The 15561-nt window shown below is 70.6% G+C and carries 16 protein-coding genes; 8 read left to right on the plus strand and 8 right to left on the minus strand.

Going from position 1 to position 15561, the window contains the following annotated elements; all coding sequences use genetic code 11:
* Positions 1-593, minus strand: a 593-nt coding sequence (locus V7004_RS00715; RefSeq protein ID WP_334141162.1) for a Type 1 glutamine amidotransferase-like domain-containing protein, incomplete at its 3' end; no start/stop codon positions are given.
* Positions 590-1114, minus strand: coding sequence for a hypothetical protein (locus V7004_RS00720; protein WP_334141164.1), 525 nt, complete (start codon positions 1112-1114; stop codon positions 590-592). The genes V7004_RS00720 and V7004_RS00715, both read right to left, overlap by 4 nt.
* Before the next feature lie 102 nt (positions 1115-1216).
* Here V7004_RS00720 and V7004_RS00725 point away from each other — a divergent pair, with 102 nt between their 5' ends.
* From V7004_RS00725 to V7004_RS00740, 4 genes are all read left to right on the plus strand, one after another.
* A complete protein-coding gene (locus tag V7004_RS00725; protein ID WP_334141165.1) occupies positions 1217-2068 on the plus strand; it encodes a 3-hydroxyacyl-CoA dehydrogenase family protein in 852 nt (283 codons plus the stop codon).
* 67 nt (positions 2069-2135) lie between these two features.
* Positions 2136-2720: a leucyl/phenylalanyl-tRNA--protein transferase gene (gene aat, locus V7004_RS00730; RefSeq protein ID WP_334141264.1), complete on the plus strand. Its 585-nt coding sequence runs from the start codon at positions 2136-2138 to the stop codon at positions 2718-2720.
* 82 nt (positions 2721-2802) lie between these two features.
* Entirely contained in the window at positions 2803-4794 is a 1992-nt protein-coding gene (locus tag V7004_RS00735) for a protein meaA (protein ID WP_334141167.1), read from the plus strand.
* A gap of 67 nt (positions 4795-4861) precedes the next feature.
* On the plus strand, positions 4862-5635 hold the full coding sequence (locus V7004_RS00740; RefSeq protein ID WP_334141169.1) for a GGDEF domain-containing protein: 774 nt from the start codon (positions 4862-4864) through the stop codon (positions 5633-5635).
* Positions 5636-5651: 16 nt separating this feature from the next.
* On the opposite strand, the gene V7004_RS00745 is transcribed toward V7004_RS00740, so the two are convergent.
* From V7004_RS00745 to V7004_RS00755, 3 genes are read right to left on the minus strand one after another with little or no spacing between them, the layout of a single operon-like run.
* Positions 5652-6650 (minus strand): metallophosphoesterase family protein, encoded by a 999-nt coding sequence (locus tag V7004_RS00745; RefSeq protein ID WP_334141170.1) that lies wholly within the window; start codon positions 6648-6650, stop codon positions 5652-5654.
* Between the two features lie 31 nt (positions 6651-6681).
* A complete protein-coding gene (locus V7004_RS00750; protein ID WP_208028250.1) occupies positions 6682-6894 on the minus strand; it encodes a hypothetical protein in 213 nt (70 codons plus the stop codon).
* Positions 6891-8447: an acyl-CoA carboxylase subunit beta gene (locus tag V7004_RS00755; RefSeq protein WP_334141172.1), complete on the minus strand. Its 1557-nt coding sequence runs from the start codon at positions 8445-8447 to the stop codon at positions 6891-6893. Before V7004_RS00755 ends, V7004_RS00750 begins: the two co-directional genes overlap by 4 nt.
* Positions 8448-8541: 94 nt before the next feature.
* Between V7004_RS00755 and V7004_RS00760 the strand changes: the two genes are divergently transcribed.
* On the plus strand, positions 8542-9138 hold the full coding sequence (locus tag V7004_RS00760) for a TIGR00730 family Rossman fold protein (protein WP_334141173.1): 597 nt from the start codon (positions 8542-8544) through the stop codon (positions 9136-9138).
* Positions 9139-9150: 12 nt separating this feature from the next.
* Positions 9151-10239: an ATP-dependent DNA ligase gene (locus tag V7004_RS00765; RefSeq protein ID WP_334141175.1), complete on the plus strand. Its 1089-nt coding sequence runs from the start codon at positions 9151-9153 to the stop codon at positions 10237-10239.
* A 34-nt stretch (positions 10240-10273) separates the two neighbouring features.
* On the opposite strand, the gene V7004_RS00770 is transcribed toward V7004_RS00765, so the two are convergent.
* From V7004_RS00770 to ccrA, 3 genes are read right to left on the minus strand one after another with little or no spacing between them, the layout of a single operon-like run.
* Positions 10274-11155, minus strand: coding sequence for a 5'-3' exonuclease (locus V7004_RS00770; RefSeq protein WP_334141176.1), 882 nt, complete (start codon positions 11153-11155; stop codon positions 10274-10276).
* Positions 11156-11205: 50 nt separating this feature from the next.
* Positions 11206-11682, minus strand: coding sequence for a methylmalonyl-CoA epimerase (gene mce, locus V7004_RS00775; protein WP_334141177.1), 477 nt, complete (start codon positions 11680-11682; stop codon positions 11206-11208).
* Between the two features lie 9 nt (positions 11683-11691).
* Positions 11692-13032 carry a crotonyl-CoA carboxylase/reductase gene (ccrA, locus tag V7004_RS00780; protein WP_334141178.1) on the minus strand — a complete coding sequence of 447 codons (1341 nt, stop codon included), beginning with the start codon at positions 13030-13032 and terminating at the stop codon, positions 11692-11694.
* 246 nt (positions 13033-13278) lie between these two features.
* Between ccrA and V7004_RS00785 the strand changes: the two genes are divergently transcribed.
* Complete coding sequence (locus V7004_RS00785; protein ID WP_334141179.1) at positions 13279-14283, plus strand: DivIVA domain-containing protein; 1005 nt, start codon at positions 13279-13281, stop codon at positions 14281-14283.
* Positions 14284-14376: 93 nt separating this feature from the next.
* The gene (locus V7004_RS00790) at positions 14377-15558 is read left to right on the plus strand and encodes an acetyl-CoA C-acetyltransferase (RefSeq protein ID WP_334141180.1); all 1182 of its coding nucleotides are present in this window, start codon (positions 14377-14379) and stop codon (positions 15556-15558) included.
* The last annotated feature ends 3 nt before the right edge of the window (positions 15559-15561 follow it).

Here is a 15561-nt window from a genome sequence, read left to right on the forward strand (position 1 = left end):
CGCCAGCCACCGTCCGGATCGCGGATCAGCGCCGTGGCCTCCGGCACCCCGACCAGCGGGAGGCCCCGAGGCGCCAGCTCCACCGTGCGGTGGACCTTCTCCGGCGACCAGGTGTTGAACCGGGGGATGACCGCCAGACCGGGCACCAGCCCGAGACCGACGGTGAACGCCCCGCCTCTGGTGTCCACCATGGGATCGCACAGCACATCCGCGCCCGCGCCGGAACCGGCGAGCACCGCGCCGTCACGCCACGCGTCGACGATCGCCTCGTACAGCGGGCTGTCCTTGAGCACCGCCCGCAGGTGCATCGGCGAGGTACCGGGCAGGTAGACGAACCGGGCGTGGCGCACCCGAGCCACGTGCTCCTCGACCAGCCCGTCGGCCCGGGTGAGCACCGGCACCTCCACCGCGGTGGCCCCGAGGTGTGCGAACCACGCCCGTGCCCGCTCGACGACCGCGCCCGGGTTCTCAAACGCCGACCCGGCGGGCACCACCACGACCTCGTCCGCACCGGCGAGGCTCAGCAGCTCACGGTCGAAGGTGCAGCCGTCGGTCCACTCCCCGCCGCCGACCAGGGCCAGTGTGCCGGTCACGCCACCGCCCCCGCGCGCTCGTGCCCCATGCTCGCCATGGACGGCACGATACGCGCCCGGACGTGCACCAGCTGGCGCAGCGGCCACACCACGGTGGGCACGTCGACGCGCTCGAGGTCACCGAGCGTCAGGCCCACCGCTCGCATCGCCGCCGGGACGTCCCGCTCGACGTGCCGCCCCGCCACCGCCCGGTGCCGGGACCACAGCGTGGCCAGCAGCGTGTGCCCCCGGCACACGTGGTTCACCGGCTCGACGACCTCCACCTGCCCGCCGGGGACCAGCATGGCGACGGCCGCCCGGAGCGCCCCGACGAGGTCCGGGAAGCGGGTGAGGTCCCCGCCGGACACCACCGTGTCGTAGCGCTCGGTCGGGTCACCGCCGTTGATCACCGCGGCCAGGCGGACCCGTCCCGCGGGAGAGCCCAGGTCCAGCACCCGGCCCCGGGCCCGGCCCATGGCGCGCAGCCGGTGCTGCTCGATCTCCCGTTGCACCGCGTCGGGGAACGGATGCCTGTCCTCCACCGGACGGCAAGCCAGCATGGGGGGTCGCACCGCGCGGACACTAGAACGGGTCCGGCCGGCGCGGTGGAACCGGCAACCTACCGGTCGGTAACGTGGCCGCCCATGACGATCAAGCGCGTGGGAATCGTGGGTTCGGGGATCATGGGGTCGGGCATCGCGGAGGTGGCGGCCAAAGCCGGCTTCGACGTGGTGCTCCGCTCCCGCCAGCAACACACCGCCGACGCGATGATCGCCGCGCTGGAGAAGTCGCTCGCCAAGCAGGTCGACAAGGGCAAGCTGGAGGCCGCCGACCGCGACGCCACCCTGGCCCGGGTGAGCGCCACCTCCAGCTTGGGTGACCTGGCGGACTGCGACCTGGTGATCGAGTCCATCGTCGAGGACCTGGCCACCAAGAAGGAGCTGTTCGTCGAGCTCAACCACATCGTCAAGGACGAGGCCATCCTGGCCACGAACACCTCGACGCTGCCGGTGATCGAGCTGGCCATGGAGACCCACCGCCCCTCGCAGGTGTGTGGGGTCCACTTCTTCAACCCGGCTCCGATGATGTCGCTGGTGGAGATCGTCCGTCCCCTCACCGCCTCGGACGAGACGATCGAACAGGTGCGGGAGTTCGCCACCGCCTGCGGAAAGACCCCGGTGGAGGTGAAGGACCGGGCCGGCTTCATCGTCAACGCGCTGCTGTTCCCGTACCTGAACAACGCGGTGCGGATGCTCGAGAACGGCACGGCGTCACGCGACGACATCGACGCGGCGATGAAGGGCGGGTGCAACTTCCCGATGGGCCCGCTGGCCCTGCTGGACCTGGTGGGTCTCGACACCTCCCTCGCCATCCTCGACGCCCTCTACGAGGAGTTCCGCGACCCCAACTACGCCCCCCAGCCGCTGCTGCGCCGGATGGTCTCGGCCGGCCAGCTCGGTCGCAAGTCGGGCAAGGGCTTCTACGACTACGGCTGAGGAACCCCCTCCGAGCCGCTGGGCCTTCCCGCCGGCATCCGAGGCGGACGACAACGGCGTCGTCGGCATCGGTGCCGACCTCGAGCCCGGCACCCTCCTCGCTGCCTACCGGGCGGGCATCTTCCCCATGCCGATCGGGCGAGGGCCGCGGATCGCCTGGTGGTCGCCCGACCCGCGAGGCATCCTGCCCCTCAACGGCCTGCGGGTCTCCCGCTCGCTTCGTGCCTCGCTGCGCCGCTTCGAGATCCGGATCGACACCGCCTTCGCCGAGGTGATCGAGGCCTGCGCGTCACCCGAGCGTGACGGCGGGTGGATCACCCCCGACATCATCCGGGCCTACACCCGGCTCCACCGGCTCGGCTGGGCCCACAGCGTGGAAGCGTGGGCCGATGGCACGCTCGCCGGCGGGCTGTACGGGGTGTCGATCGGCGGGCTGTTCGCCGGTGAGTCGATGTTCCACCGCCGGCGCGACGCGTCGAAGGTGGCCCTGGTGGCGCTGGTCGACCTGCTGGCCGGCAACGGAGCCAGCCTGCTCGACGTGCAGTGGACCACCCCGCACCTGCGGTCCCTCGGCGCCATCGACGTCAGCCGCGACCGGTACCTCGCGCTGCTCGCCGACGCGCTCGACCGGCCCCCCGTCCCGTGGCCGTGACCCGAGCTCCCCGTCCGGCCCTGCCCGGGTCGACCCCGCCCTCACCGTGACATCCGGCGCTCCCATCGGCGACCATTGAGCCATGACCGACCCCGGCCGCCACCACGCCCGCCCGCTTCCCGCCCGCGAGCGGGACAAACCCTGGCTCATGCGCACCTACTCGGGGCACTCCACCGCCAAGGCGTCCAACGAGCTGTACCGCACCAACCTGGCGAAGGGACAGACCGGCCTGTCGATCGCTTTCGACCTGCCCACCCAGACCGGCTACGACCCCGACGACCCCCGGGCGCGAGGAGAGGTCGGCAAGGTCGGGGTCCCGGTCGCCCACCTCGGGCACATGCGTCAGCTCCTCGACGGCATCCCGCCAGGCGAGATGAACACGTCGATGACCATCAACGCCACCGCCGCGTGGCTGCTCGGCCTCTACGTGGCCAACGCCGAGACCCAAGGGGTCGAGTCCCGCCAGCTCCGGGGCACCACCCAGAACGACATCGTGAAGGAGTACCTCTCCCGGGGCACCTACATCTTCCCGCCCGAGCCGTCCAAGAGGCTGATCGTGGACATGATCGCCTTCTGCTCGGAGTGGATCCCCAAGTGGAACCCGATGAACGTGTGCAGCTACCACCTGCAGGAGGCGGGCGCCACCCCCGTGCAGGAGATCGCGTACAGCCTGGCCACCGCCATCGACGTGCTCGACGCGGTGCGGGCCAGCGGCCAGGTACCCGAGGAGCGGTTCCCGGCGGTGGTGGGCTCGATCTCGTTCTTCGTCAACGCCGGCATCCGCTTCGTCGAGGAGACCTGCAAGATGCGGGCGTTCACGCAGCTCTGGGACCGCATCACCGCCGAGCGCTACGGCGTGGAAGACCCGAAGCTGCGCCGGTTCCGCTACGGCGTGCAGGTCAACTCGCTCGGTCTCACCGAGGCACAGCCCGAGAACAACGTGCAGCGCATCGTGCTCGAGATGCTGGGGGTCACGCTCTCCAAGCGGGCTCGGGCCCGATCGATCCAGCTCCCGGCGTGGAACGAGGCCCTGGGCCTTCCCCGGCCGTGGGACCAGCAGTGGTCGTTGCGCATGCAGCAGGTGCTGGCCTTCGAGACCGACCTGCTCGAGTACGACGACCTCTTCGACGGGTCCCGGGTCATCGAAGCCAAGACGGCTGAGCTGGTCGAGGCCGCGCAGGCCGAGCTCGACGAGGTCCTCGCCCTGGGCGGCGCGTTCGAAGCCATCGAGGAGCTGAAGGGACGGCTGGTCGCCTCGAACACCGAGCGCACCCGCCGAATCGAGACCGGCGAGCAGGTGGTGGTGGGGGTCAACGCCTTCACCGAGACCGCGGAATCCCCACTCGGCGGGGAGGAGAACATCCTCAAGGTCGACCCGGCGGTGCAGGAGGAGATGATCGCCGACGTGCAGGCCTGGCGCTCGGAGCGTGACAACGACGCGGTGAAGCGCTCGCTCGACGAGCTGCGCCGGGCCGCCGAGACCGGGGCCAACATCATGCCGGCCACCATCGACCTCGCCCATGCCGGCGGCACCACCGGCGAGTGGGCCGGTGCGCTGCGCGAGGTGTTCGGCGAGTACCGGGCGCCCACCGGTGTGGCCGCCGCCGTGGGCGTGGGCGGGTTGAGCACGACGCTGCGCGAGGTGGCCGAGCGGGTGAAGGCCCTGCCGGGCGGGCCACCCCGATTCCTGGTGGCCAAGCCCGGTCTCGATGGGCACTCGAACGGGGCCGAGCAGATCGCGGTGGCCGCCCGCGACGCCGGCATGGAAGTCATCTACCAGGGCATCCGTTTGACGCCCGAGCAGATCGCGGCGGTGGCCCGGGATGAAGACGTCGACATCGTGGGGCTGTCGATCCTCTCGGGCAGCCACCTCGACCTGGTGCCAGAGGTGCTCCGCCTGCTGCGGGCCGAAGGTGTCGACAGCCCCGTGGTGGTGGGCGGGATCATCCCCGAGGACGACCGCCCCCGGCTGCTCGAGGCAGGAGTGGCGGCGGTCTACACCCCGAAGGACTTCGAGCTCGGCCGGTTGATGGGCGACATCGTCGACCTGGTGGTGGACCACCGGGCACGCTGAACCGGCACCCCCGACCAAAATCGGGGGGGCACCTTGATTCGGGTCGCGGTGTTCCGATGGAGAGAACGTGAACCGTCGGCCCTTCGCCGTGCTCGCCGTCGGCGCCATCGGTCTGGTCGTCGGCGTCGCCGCCGCGGTCTGGGACGCGGTCGCCCTGGCGGTCGTGGCCGGCTCGTTGGCGCTGGTGGCCGGCGTCGCCGGCTACCGGCTCGTCGGTCTGCTCTACCGGGCCCGCAAGGAGATCGACGAGCTGCAGGAGAAGGTCCAACAGCTCGAGCAGACCGTGGACCACGAGGCTCGGGCCCGCGCCGAGGTGGAGAAGAAGCTCGCCTCGCGCATCGAGCTCACCGCGATGCGCAAGAGCACCCAGGGCGACGCGCTGACCGACGAGCCGAGCGGGCTGTTCAGCGAGGGGTACTTCACCGTCGCGCTCGACGCCCGCATCGCGGCGGCCCGCCGCAACCTGCGCCCGGTGGCCGTGGCGCTGATCGAGGTCATCGAAGGGTTGGACTCCGGTCTGCCCCGTCCCGCCGAGCCCGCCACCGTGGCCCAGACGATCCGCGAGACGATCCGCGAAGCCGATACCGCCTGCCGCCTGCTCGACGGCGGCTACGCGCTGGTCCTGGAGGACACCACGGAGAACGGTGCCATCTGGACCGTCGAGCGGATCCGCCGGCGACTGGTGACCCGGTCGAGCGGGCTGACCATGTGGGCCGGGGTCGCCTGCTATCCCGCTCACGGGCTGTCCACCGAGGAGGTCCTGGACCGGGCCGACCTGGCACTCGACATGGCCCGGGAGTGGCGCCAGGACCGCATCGAGGTGGCCTCCGCCGACTCCTGAGCCTCCTGAGCCGGGATCAGGTGGTGATGGCGAAGCAGCGGTCGGTGAGCTCGCCGAGCGCATACTCGGCGTAGGTGCCGTTGAACATGTGCCGGGTCTTCTCCGTCCACACCAGGGCCTCGGGGGTGGAGATGCGGTGGAAGACCTGCAGGATCCCTCCCTCGTACACCCGGTACTCGGCCCAGGCTCCCGGGTAGTCCTTCACGCAGGCCACCTCCACCCAGGGCACGTCATGGGTGAGGCCGAAGCGGCGCACCCGGTTGCGATGGGTGTGCCCGGCAAAGTAGCCACGCAGGTTCCGGTGGGCGGCGAAGATCTCGACCAGGCGCTCGCTGTCGTCGGGGTTGATGCCGAAGTAGTTCTCGGGCCGCTGCGCGGACTCCGGGCTCCAGACGTGGTGGTGACCGAACACCAGCACCGGGCCATCCGTGTTCGCTGCCAGGTCACGCAGCCACACCAGCGACTCATCCGAGAGGTAGCCGTTGGCTCGCCGGACCCGTGAGGTGTCGAGCACGGCCAACGTGACCCCGGGCAGCTCGACGGCGAGCGGGGCGTCGGAGGCGAACGTCTCACCGTGATAGGCGTCGTGGTTCCCCCGGACGTGCACCAGGCGGTCGCCGAACGCCTCGCCGTAGTACTCGAGGAACAGCTCGTACTCCTCACGGGTGCCGAGTGAGGTGAGATCACCCTTCACCACCACCACGGCGGGGTCGATCTGCTCGATCTCGTGGATGGCCCCCCGGTTCATGGTCTCCGGGTAGGGCTCCTCGCCATCCTCCACGCTGAAGATGGGGCCCATCTCGAGGCCCTCGATGATGCCGCACTCCGTCTCGCCGAAGTGCACGTCGTTGACGGTGGCGAACCGGCACAGCAGCTCACCTCCCGGGCGCGCGAGGGTACGGAAGGCGAAGCCGTCGTACTCGTAGAGGTGATCGGGTTCGAGGTCCTCGTACCGGCGGACATCGAGACCGTCGTGGACGACCGCGCTGTCATCGGCCACCGAGGTGAGCTCCATGTGCGGAGCATAGGTTGGCCGGGAGGGACGATCAGGGGCGGTCGCGGCGAGCGGGCAGCGGCTTGGACCACCATCGGCCGGAGAACCGCCACCGGGGCATCTCCTGCGACGGCTCGGCCAGCACGCCACGCGGCCAGGCCGCCTCGATCGCGGCGACGATGGCCGCCACCTCCTCCTCCGAGGGCACCGGACGGACGTCGCCGATCCCGGCTGCAGCCGCTGCCTGGTGGTCGGCGCCGGTCACAGCGGGATGTTCCCGTGCTTGCGCTTGGGGAGCTCCTCACGCTTCGTGCGGAGCAGCTCCAAGCCGGCGATCAGCTTGATCCTGGTGTCGGCCGGGTCGATCACGTCGTCCACGAAGCCTCGCTCGGCGGCCACGTACGGGTTGGCGAAGCGCTCCGTGTACTCCTCCACCAGCTCGTTGCGGCGGGCGATCGGATCGGCGGCCGCCTGCAACTCGCGCCGGTAGAGGATCTCCACCGCACCTTGCGGGCCCATCACCGCCAGCTCGGCCGACGGCCAGGCGAACGCGAGATCAGCGCCGATCGACTTGGAGTTCATCACCACGTAGGCCCCGCCGTACGCCTTGCGGGTGATGACCTGGATCCGGGGCACGGTCGCCTCGCAGTACGCATAGAGCAGCTTGGCGCCGTGACGGATGATGCCGCCGTATTCCTGGTCCACCCCGGGCAGGAAACCGGGCACGTCCACGAACGTGACGAGCGGGATGTTGAAGGCGTCGCAGGTCCGCACGAACCGGGCCGCCTTCTCCGACGACTCGATGTCCAGCACCCCTGCCAACTGCATCGGCTGGTTGCCGACCACGCCCACCGGATGACCGTCGAGGCGGGCGAAGCCGCACACGATGCTCCCGGCCCAGTTCGGGAAGTACTCGAAGAAGTCACCGTCGTCGACGACCGCGGCGATGACCTGCTTCATGTCGTAGGGCATGTTCGGGCTGGCCGGCATGAGGTCGATCAGCTCCGGGCAGCGGCGCTCGGGGTCGTCGGTGGGCTCGTAGTACGGGGGCGGCTCGAGGTTGTTCGACGGCAGGAACGACAGCAGGTAACGGACGTCGTCCAGGCAGGTCTTCTCGTCGGGGGCCACGAAGGTGGCCACACCCGACTTCGTGGCGTGGCTCCGGGCGCCGCCCAGCTCCTCGAGGGTCACCTCCTCGCCGGTGACCGTCTTCACCACATCCGGCCCGGTGATGAACATGTGCGATGTGGTGTCGACCATGAAGATGAAGTCGGTCATCGCCGGGCTGTACACCGCGCCCCCCGCGCACGGACCGAGGATCACCGAGATCTGGGGGGTGACCCCCGACGCGAGGACGTTGCGGTAGAAGATCCCGCCGTAGGAGGCGAGCGAGACCACACCCTCCTGGATCCGGGCGCCGGCACCGTCGTTCAGCCCGATCACCGGGGCACCCACCGACAGGGCCAGGTCCATGACCTTGTGGATCTTCTCCGCGAAGACCTCCCCCAGCGCTCCGCCGAAGACCGTGAAGTCCTGGGAGAACACGAAGACCTTGCGGCCGTCGATGGTGCCCCAGCCGGTGATCACCCCATCGGTGTAGGGCCGCTCCTCGATACCGCTGTTGAAGGCCCGGTGCCGGGCGAGCATGTCGAGCTCGTGGAACGAACCGGGGTCGAGCAGGTACTCGATGCGCTCGCGGGCGAGCATCTTGCCCTTCTCGTGCTGGCGCTGGACGGCGCGCTCGGACCCCGGGTGGAGAGCCTCCTCCTTGCGCTTGGCCAGCTCCTCGAGCCGCTCGGTCATCGGATGATCGGACATAGAGGCCCGAATCTACCGGGGCCTCTCCGCCCGGGCCGAATCGCTCCCCGGGGTGCCGCCGGGGGCCGCCGGCGGGTGCGTTAGCGTGCCCCGGATGCGGCCGATCGAGCGCCTCTGCGTGTACTGCGGGTCGAGCCTCGGGACGGACCCGGTGTTCGCCGAGGCCGCGGCGGCCCTCGGGGAGCTGATCGTGGCGGAGGGCCTCACCCTCGTCTACGGCGGCGCGAGCGTGGGGCTCATGGGCGTGCTCGCCGACACCGTGCTGGCCGCGGGGGGCGAGGTGATCGGGGTCATCCCGTCGTGGCTGGTGGAGTCCGAGATCGCGCACCCGGGCCTCTCCGAGCTGCACGTGGTCGAGACCATGCAGGAGCGCAAGCGGCTGATGGCCGAGCTGTCGGACGCCTTCGTGGCCCTACCCGGGGGCTTCGGCACCCTCGAGGAGCTCTTCGAGGCGGTGACCGCCTCCCAGGTCGGTCTCCACACCAAGCCCACCGGCCTACTCGAGGTGGGCGACTTCTTCGACTCGCTCCTCGCGTTCTTGGACCACGCGGTGGCCGTGGGCGTCCTGCGAGCAGAGAACCGGCGCCTCCTGCTCACCGCCTCGTCCCCCCGAGCGTTGCTCGACCGGCTCCGGTCCTGGCCGGGGCGGGTCGACCAGCTCACCCCGGGGACACCGGGACGCCGGGGATAGCCTCCGGTGGACATGGACCTGCCCGTCGCGCCGCCGGTCGCCCCGATGCTGGCCCGAGCGGTCCACAGCCTGGACGAGCTTCCCGACGGCGACTACCTGTTCGAGCCCAAGTGGGACGGCTTCCGTTGCATCGTGTTCCGCGACCGCGACGAGATCGTGCTGGGCAGCCGCAACGACCGGCCGCTGACCCGATACTTCCCCGAGCTGGTCGATCCCCTGCGGGCCCAGCTCCCGGCGCGATGCGTGCTCGACGGCGAGCTGGTCGTCGTGACCGGCCACGGGCTCGACTTCGACGCGCTCCAGCAGCGCATCCATCCCGCGGCGTCCCGCATCGAACGCCTCGCCCGCGAGACGCCGGCATCATTCGTGGCCTTCGACGTGCTGGCGATCGATGACCGCTCCCTGACCGAGGCCCCGTTCCGCGAGCGCCGCCAGGCGCTGGCCGAGGTGCTCGCCGGGGCAGTGCCACCGCTGTACCTCACGCCCGCCACCACCGACCGGTCGGTCGCGCACGACTGGTTCGTCCGCTTCGAGGGTGCGGGCTTCGACGGGGTGATGGCCAAGCCGCTCGACGGGCGCTACGAGCAGGACCGGCGGGTCCAGTTCAAGGTGAAGCACCAGCGCACCGCCGACTGCGTGGTCGCCGGGTTCCGCACCCACAAGAGTGGCGACGGCGTGGGATCGCTGCTGCTCGGCCTGTACGACGAGCGGGGAACGCTGCACCACGTGGGCGTGGCCACGTCGTTCACCGCGAAGCGGCGGGCCGAGCTCGTGGGGGAGATCGAGCCGTACCGGGACGGCGCCCTGGACGGGCATCCCTGGCGTGCGTGGTACCTGGCGGAGGCTCACGCCGACGGCGCCGCCGGTCGGATGCCCGGTGCTCCCAGCCGCTGGAGTGGAGGCAAGGACCTGTCGTGGACGCCGCTCCGCCCCGAGCGGGTGTGCGAGGTCGCCTACGACCATCTCCAGGGTGACCGGTTCCGGCACGCCACCCGGCTGGTCCGCTGGCGCGACGACAAGGCCCCCGAGCAGTGCACCTACGCGCAGCTCGACGAGATCGCTCCCGCCGAGCTGACCGCGCTGTTCGACGTCCGGCGCTAGCCCGGCCGGGCGGGTCGCCGCTGGCGCTGCGCGGTCAACCCCCGCGGCCCGCCGCGATCCGCAAGGCGCGGGCCACCAGCGACTCGGCGTCGATGCGCCGAGCGACGGATGCGAGCTCATCACGCGGACCGCGCCAGCGAAGCGCCTCCACGTCGTCGACCGTGATGGCGTCGCGCTCCAGCGTGGCCAGCCGGCGGAACAGCAGCGCGTCGGCCCACCGTTCACGCAGGGTCGCCGCCAGCTTCGTGGCCCCACGGACGTTCGCGTCCCAGGCCGCCCCGTCCCGTGGGATGGCCTCGAGGTGTCCCCAGCGGGCCAACACCGCTGCGGCCGACTTGGCCCCGAACCCGGGCACGCCGGGGAAGCCGTCCGCGCTGTCACCCACCAGCGCCAGGTAGTCGGGGATCGACGCCGGGGGCACACCGAACTTGGCCACCACCGCGGCCTCGTCGAGCACGATGCCCCGGCGGCGATCGAGCTGCACGACCCGCTGGCCGGAGACGCACTGGGCGAGGTCCTTGTCGGGAGTGCAGATGAGCACCTGCTCCACCCGGGGGTCGGCGGCGAGATCGGCTGCCGCCGCGGCCAGCGCGTCATCAGCCTCGAGCTCCACCATCGGCCAGACCACGAAGCCCGCGGCCTGCAACGCCTCCTCCAGGATCGGGAACTGCGACAGCAGGTCGGCCGGCACCCCGGCGCTCGACTTGTAGCCCGGCCAGAGGTCGTTGCGGTACGACTCGATCACGTGGTCGGTGGCCACGCCGACGTGCGTCGCGCCCTCTTCGAGCAGGCCGAGCAGCGAGCCGACCACCCCCCGCACCGCCGCCACCTCCTGGCCGGCGGCCGTGACGTGCGACGGCAGCGCGAAGTAGTAGCGGAACAGCTCGTAGGTGCCGTCGACGAGATGAACCTGCACGCGCGCCTCAGGTGCACGAGCCGCTGCAGGGATGGGGGCCGGGGATCGACCTACTCCTGGACGAGCTCGATGAGGGTGCCGAACGCGGTCTTGGGGTGCACGAACGCCACGGTCGTCCCCCTCGACCCGGGCCGGGGCGCCTCGTCGATGACCCTCCCGCCCTGGTCCTTCACCGCCTGCAAGGCCGCCGCGCAGTCCTTCACCCGGTACCCGATGTGGTGCAGTCCCTCGCCTTTGCGCTCCAGGAACTTCGCGACCGGTGAGTCGTCCCGGGTGGGCGTCAGCAACTGGATGTAGCTCTCCGCCACCTTCAACAGCGCCTCCTCGACGCCGTCACTGTCGACGATCTCCCGATGGTCGACGACCGCCCCGAAGGTGTCGCGGTAGTAATCGATCGCCGCACCAAGGTCGTTGACGGCGATGGCCACGTGGTCGATCTCGGTCAGTAACGGGGAGACGGCGGCCGACTCGGCGGCCTCGTTCTCGTCGCCGTCCTGACCGGGCATGCGGGCACTCACCGGGCTCATGTCGTCCTCCTAGGCGCCGTGGCGGCGGAAGAGGGTGATCTTGTCCTCACCGACCTCCTCGCGGAAGGCCGGATCGTCGATGCCGAGCCCCTCCTGCGGGGCGAGGCACAGCACGCCGATCTTGCCTTCGTGGAGGTTCTTGTGGACCTGGTACGCGGCTTCGCCGGTCTGGTCGAGCGGGTAGACCGCCGAGAGGATCGGCTGCACCTTGCCCTCGCAGATCAGCTGGTTCGCGGCCCAGGCCTCGGCGTAGTTCGCGAAGTGGGAGCTCACGATCCGCTTCAGCTTCATCCAGAGGTGGCGGTTGTCGTACTCGATCATGTATCCGCTCGTGGCGGCGCAGGTCACGACGGTGCCGCCCCGAGCGGCGACGAACACCGACGCACCGAAGGTCTGGCGCCCGGGGTGCTCGAAGACGATGTCGACGTCCCGGCCGATGAGCGCCCGGATGTCCTTGCCCAGGCGGCGCCACTCGCTCTCGTCCTGGGTGTGCTCGTCCTTCCAGAACCGGTAGCCGGCCGCCTTGCGGTCGATGACCGCCTCGCAGCCCATGGCCTTGAGGATCTCGCCCTTCTCCGGTGAGGAGACCACGCCGACCGGCGTGCCGCCGCCGTTGAGCACGTACTGGACCGCGTAGCCGCCGAGCCCACCGGTGGCTCCCCAGATGAGCACCGCGTCGCCCTGCTTCATGCCCGCGGCGTGGGGCGACACCAGCATCCGGTAGCTGGTGGAGTTGCACAGGGCGTTGACCGCGGCCTCCTCCCAGGTGAGGTGCGCCGGCTTGGGCATGAGCTGGTTGGCCTTCACCACCGACAGCTCGGCGAGGCCGCCGTAGTTGGTCTCGAAGCCCCAGATGCGCTGGTTCGCGGCCAGCATCGAGTCGTTGTGGGCGGATGGGTCCTGATCGTCGACGTAGTTGCAGTGGACGGTGACCCGGTCGCCCGGGCGCCAGTTGCGCACCGCGGAGCCGACCCGGAGCACGACACCGGACGCATCCGATCCGACGATGTGGAACGGCTGGTCGTGGCGGGCCCCCCACACGCTCTCCTTGCCGAGACGCTTCAGGAAGCCGAAGGTGGGGAGCGGCTCGAAGATGGACGTCCAGACGGTGTTGAAGTTGATGGAGCTGGCCATCACCGCGATCACCGCTTCATCAGGTGCCAGCTCGGGGAGGGTGACGTCCTGGATGTGGAGGGACTTGCGCGGGTCCTTGTCGCCGGACTCGACGCCCTCCCACATGTCCTGCTCGGCCTCGAGGACCACCGCGGCCCGGTAGGACTCCGGGAGCGGAAGGTTGGCGAGCTCCTCGCCCGGCGCGCCCGACTGGATGGCTTCGACGATCTCCTGCATGGCACGAACGTACCCGGCTCCGAAAACCGCGACCAAACTAGTGCGATTCACGAATAACGAATCATCCTTCACACCACGCTCCGCGGTTGCCTAGACTCATAGGCCATACGACCTATCTGAGCTTCGACCGCTCAGGAGCATCAGCTCTCGGCGGCCCCGGGCACACCGAGCGAGCAGGACGGAGCAGCAGCAGGCGGGCACCCGTGACCAGGTGGGCCCGACACGGACGGACGGGGGACGAGAGCGTTGGCGCTCACGCCGGAGGAGATCGAAGGTCGCCGGTTCCCGCTGGTGGCCAGAGGCTACGACCCGAAGCAGGTTGACCTCTTCCTCACCGAGGTGGCCGCGTCCTACCGGTACGCGATGCACCATCTCCTCCCCGGCGTGCACCGCCCCGCTGATCACGCCACCTCGGGCGAGGGACGACACCAGTCGCACGAGCGAGTGGGTGCCGAGGTGGCCGACATCCTGCGGGCGGCCGAGCGGGTCGGAGAGTCACTGCGATCGGAGGCCGAGCAGCAGGCCGCCGAGATCCGATCCGCGGCCGCCGCCGACGCGGCCCGCATCCGAGCCGAAGCCGACCAGGAGCGCCTACAAGCCAAGAAGGTGCTGCTGCGGGCCCAGCAGCAGGCCGAGACCCTCGTGAGGGAAGCCGAGCGCCAGGCGGAGGAGCGCCTGGGACGGGTCGAAGCCGAGGCCGAACAACGCGCAGACCGGGTCCTCGCCGGGGTGCGCCGCCGGGCCGAACAGATGGTGCGGGCCGAGCAGGCCGCCGTCGAACGGTTGCGTGCCGTCCGCGACGACATCGACGCCGCGATCGTCCGGGTGGTCGGCTCGGAAGCCGAGCCCGTGGTCGATCTCACCTCGGGCGAGCCGGTGGTCCGGATCGGCGACTTCCCGCCAGGGGCGTCGGCCGGCCGGGATCCCCAGGGCGACGGCTCAGCCACCGGTGCCGACCCGACGCCGGAACAGCGCCACCCGTCCGCCGGTCGGGAGCACCCGCACCTCACGACGGCGACGCGCTCGGATGCAGAGGCCGACGAGGAACGAGAGCGGGACTCCCTGCGGCGGATGGTCCGAGCGGCGGTCCTGCGCGCCGCCGAGCATGCCAGCATGGACGCCGACCCCACGGTCCCGCCGGCCGAGCCCACCGCCAGGGATCGGGATGGGGCAGTCAGCCGGCGAACGGCGGCAAAGCCTGCCGGCCAGCCGAGCGCCTTGGCCCCAGGAGACCCGCCCGACAGCCATTGACCCTCACCGTGGGCCCGCCCCGGGTTGCCCGGCCCGGCACGGTGGTCCCTACACTGCACCCAGCCGTTTCCGGACACACACCTGGGGGATTCCATGGCTGGTTCCGTCATCGTCGCCGGCGCTCGCACACCGATCGGCAAGCTCTCGGGGGGCCTGTCGTCGTTCGCCGCCACCGAGTTGGGTGGCTTCGCCATCAAGGCCGCGCTCGAGCGGGCGAGCGTCGCCCCCGACCAGGTCGACTACGTGTTCATGGGGCAGGTGCTGCTCGCGGGGGCCGGCCAGATCACTGCCCGCCAGGCAGCCGTCAACGCGGGCATCCCGATGAGCGTGCCCGCCACCACCGTCAACAAGGTGTGCCTGTCCGGCCTCAACAGCATCTACCTCGCCGACCTGATGATCAGCCAGGGTGATGCGGACATCGTGGTGGCCGGCGGCATGGAGTCCATGACCAACGCCCCCTACCTGCTGCCAGGGGCCCGAGCGGGTTATCGCATGGGCGATCAGACGGTCGTCGACTCGATGATGCACGACGGGCTGTTCTGCGCATTCGACCAGTGCGCGATGGGTGCGGGCACCGAGAAGTACGCGGCGTCCGCCGGGATCGATCGGGCCTCGCAGGACGAGCTGGCTGCCCAGTCCCACGAGCGGGCGGCCACCGCCCAGAAGGACGGGCTCTTCGACGACGAGATCGTGCCGGTCGAGGTGCCCCAGCGGAAGGGCGATCCCATCGTCGTGCGCGAGGACGAGGGCGTGCGTCCCGGCACCACCGTGGAGTCGCTGGCCGCCCTGCGCCCGGCATTCGACAAAGCCGGCAACATCACCGCCGGCAACGCGTCGCAGATCTCCGACGGCGCCGCAGCGGTGATCGTGATGTCCAAGGCCAAGGCCGACGAGCTCGGCGTCGCCCCACTGGGCGAGATCGTCGCCTACGGGCAGGTGGCCGGCCCGGACCCGTCGCTGCTCACGCAGCCGTCCCGAGCGATCAAGGTGGCCGCGGAGTCAGCCGGCATCAAAGTGTCCGACATCGACCTGTTCGAGCTCAACGAGGCCTTCGCCGCGGTGGGGGTGGCGTCGATGGCCGACCTGGGCATCACCGCCGAGGTCACCAACGTCAACGGAGGGGCCATCGCACTCGGGCATCCCATCGGCATGTCGGGCACCCGGCTGGCACTCCATCTGCTCCTCGAGCTCAAGCGCCGCGGCGGCGGCCTCGGTGCTGCCGCGCTCTGCGGTGGCGGCGGGCAGGGCGACGGCATCATCGTCAGGGCGCTGTGATGC

Origin of the sequence: Rhabdothermincola sp. (genome assembly GCF_036846205.1) — a bacterium.
GTDB lineage: Bacteria > Actinomycetota > Acidimicrobiia > Acidimicrobiales > Acidimicrobilacustridaceae > Rhabdothermincola.

Excerpts from the sequence above, each read along its gene's own strand:
- V7004_RS00725 (WP_334141165.1), top strand. The coding sequence starts at position 1,217 with ATGACGATCAAGCGCGTGGGAATCGTGGGTTCGGGGATCATGGGGTCG.
- V7004_RS00735 (WP_334141167.1), top strand. The coding sequence starts at position 2,803 with ATGACCGACCCCGGCCGCCACCACGCCCGCCCGCTTCCCGCCCGCGAG.
- V7004_RS00745 (WP_334141170.1), bottom strand. The coding sequence starts at position 6,650 with ATGGAGCTCACCTCGGTGGCCGATGACAGCGCGGTCGTCCACGACGGT.
- V7004_RS00755 (WP_334141172.1), bottom strand. The coding sequence starts at position 8,447 with ATGTCCGATCATCCGATGACCGAGCGGCTCGAGGAGCTGGCCAAGCGC.
- V7004_RS00760 (WP_334141173.1), top strand. The coding sequence starts at position 8,542 with ATGCGGCCGATCGAGCGCCTCTGCGTGTACTGCGGGTCGAGCCTCGGG.
- V7004_RS00765 (WP_334141175.1), top strand. The coding sequence starts at position 9,151 with ATGGACCTGCCCGTCGCGCCGCCGGTCGCCCCGATGCTGGCCCGAGCG.
- mce (WP_334141177.1), bottom strand. The coding sequence starts at position 11,682 with ATGAGCCCGGTGAGTGCCCGCATGCCCGGTCAGGACGGCGACGAGAAC.
- ccrA (WP_334141178.1), bottom strand. The coding sequence starts at position 13,032 with ATGCAGGAGATCGTCGAAGCCATCCAGTCGGGCGCGCCGGGCGAGGAG.
- V7004_RS00790 (WP_334141180.1), top strand. The coding sequence starts at position 14,377 with ATGGCTGGTTCCGTCATCGTCGCCGGCGCTCGCACACCGATCGGCAAG.